The organism is Oleiphilus sp. HI0043 (assembly GCF_001634935.1).
Map to the genome: position 1 here is coordinate 1 of NZ_LWEY01001179.1, position 1,525 is coordinate 1,525.

The window sequence follows — 1,525 nt, forward strand, 5'->3', positions numbered from 1 at the left end:
GTAATTGCAACATCCAGTCTTAAGTCTAGTGAAGGTTTTACTAAAATCGCCCCATCGCTGCTTGTTATTATTGGCTATGGCGCTGCTTTCTATTTACTTTCACTTACTCTGAAATCAATCCCTGTTGGTATTGCATATGCAGTTTGGTCAGGGCTTGGCATAGTTTTAGTAACTCTAATCGCATGGTTCATGCACGGGCAAAAACTTGACCTTTGGGGGTATGTTGGCATGGGTTTAATCGTTGGTGGCGTTGTTGTTCTCAACTTGCTTTCAAAAACCAGTGCACATTAGTCCAGTATGCATCTAACAAGTTGCACCAGTCGGAAAACCTCCGCTCCGCGGCTTTGTGCATTCGCTTCGCTCATTGTTGCACAAAGCCACTACACTACAGTTTCCGCTGTGCAAGGCGTTAGTTGTAAGTAGGGATATGAAACGAGTAGCAATAATACTTAGTATTTTGTGTGTTTTGGTCTACGGAATTTCTTGGTTTTTCGGTACGCCCTATATTCATATACTCATTGGTATTATGGGTATACAACTTTTCATGTCTCTTGCCTCTGTCGGTGAAAACGAAGAAGAATTGGTCGAGTTAAAAGCACAGGGTAGCTGGGTTCGTGAATGGCATGTCTGGGTTCTGCTTGCGTGTATTTTTTCTGGGCTGGTAGTCGCAGAATATTACTATCCAGTACTAGAGAGCTTTGGGGCAAAATGACAACTAACAAGTTTATCAAACATCGTTCCGGCCACAAAAACACGTGGCCTGCACTGGACGCGCAAAAAGACGCGCGCCGTTTATAAAAGCGTTATACGTAAAAATGGAATTTCCAGAATGAACAAGTATGTGAAGTATTGCTTCCTCTCTGTTGTTTTTGCCGCTTCTTTAGTTGTGCTTTTTGCAGCGGGCGTATTCGCTTACATGAAAGTGCAAGAAGCAATGATTACGCGGGTAAACGACCCTGATATAAACCTTAAAACAGTTAATCATTGGCTCAGCGGTGACAAGTTGGTTTTTACCGCAATAGCTGAGAACAACAGCGAACACGAATGGCTCAATGTTTCTGTAAATTTTATCGTTAAAAAATCAGATGGCAGCTTCTTTAAACGGTGCCCATTACTGCTAATAAATAAGCCGTTTTCAAGTGGTAACATCGACATTGAAGCTGTCTGTACAAACATGCCTGCCGGCTTTAGCAATTACACCTATGAGGTCAAGATCTTCGGCGAATACTAAAACGTATAACCAGGCAATCAAAGACGCCCACAAAGGGTCGTGGGCTGGACTCGCTCTGCTGCGCGCCGCTCGCCCTTTATTGCGGCGTTAAATGTTTTTTGGCCTTTAGGTTTAAGGCTCAGTATTCGGCAAGGAATGCACGTTTCTAATCTGGCACCTTTCCGTTTAAATTTTTAGGGTAGGTGGCACGTTTTCCCACTGTTCAGCTCTGCTGTTTAAGCTTCTCAAGCACATTTGTATTTGTAGAGGCTTCGTTGGTGGTGTGTTCCTAGGGAATCCGGTAAAGTCGCCATC

The 1,525-nt window shown here is 43.6% G+C and carries 3 protein-coding genes; all 3 read left to right on the forward strand.

The window, feature by feature from the left end:
- Window positions 1-291, forward strand: a 291-nt coding sequence (locus A3729_RS13605; RefSeq protein ID WP_068633995.1) for a multidrug efflux SMR transporter, incomplete at its 5' end; no start/stop codon positions are given.
- 136 nt (window positions 292-427) lie between these two features.
- Window positions 428-712 (forward strand): hypothetical protein, encoded by a 285-nt coding sequence (locus tag A3729_RS13610; RefSeq protein ID WP_068553828.1) that lies wholly within the window; start codon window positions 428-430, stop codon window positions 710-712.
- A 117-nt stretch (window positions 713-829) separates the two neighbouring features.
- Window positions 830-1,231: a hypothetical protein gene (locus tag A3729_RS13615; RefSeq protein WP_068633819.1), complete on the forward strand. Its 402-nt coding sequence runs from the start codon at window positions 830-832 to the stop codon at window positions 1,229-1,231.
- Window positions 1,232-1,525: the final 294 nt, after the last annotated feature.

Coding starts and splice junctions, on each gene's coding strand:
- A3729_RS13610 (WP_068553828.1), top strand. CDS start 428: ATGAAACGAGTAGCAATAATACTTAGTATTTTGTGTGTTTTGGTCTAC.
- A3729_RS13615 (WP_068633819.1), top strand. CDS start 830: ATGAACAAGTATGTGAAGTATTGCTTCCTCTCTGTTGTTTTTGCCGCT.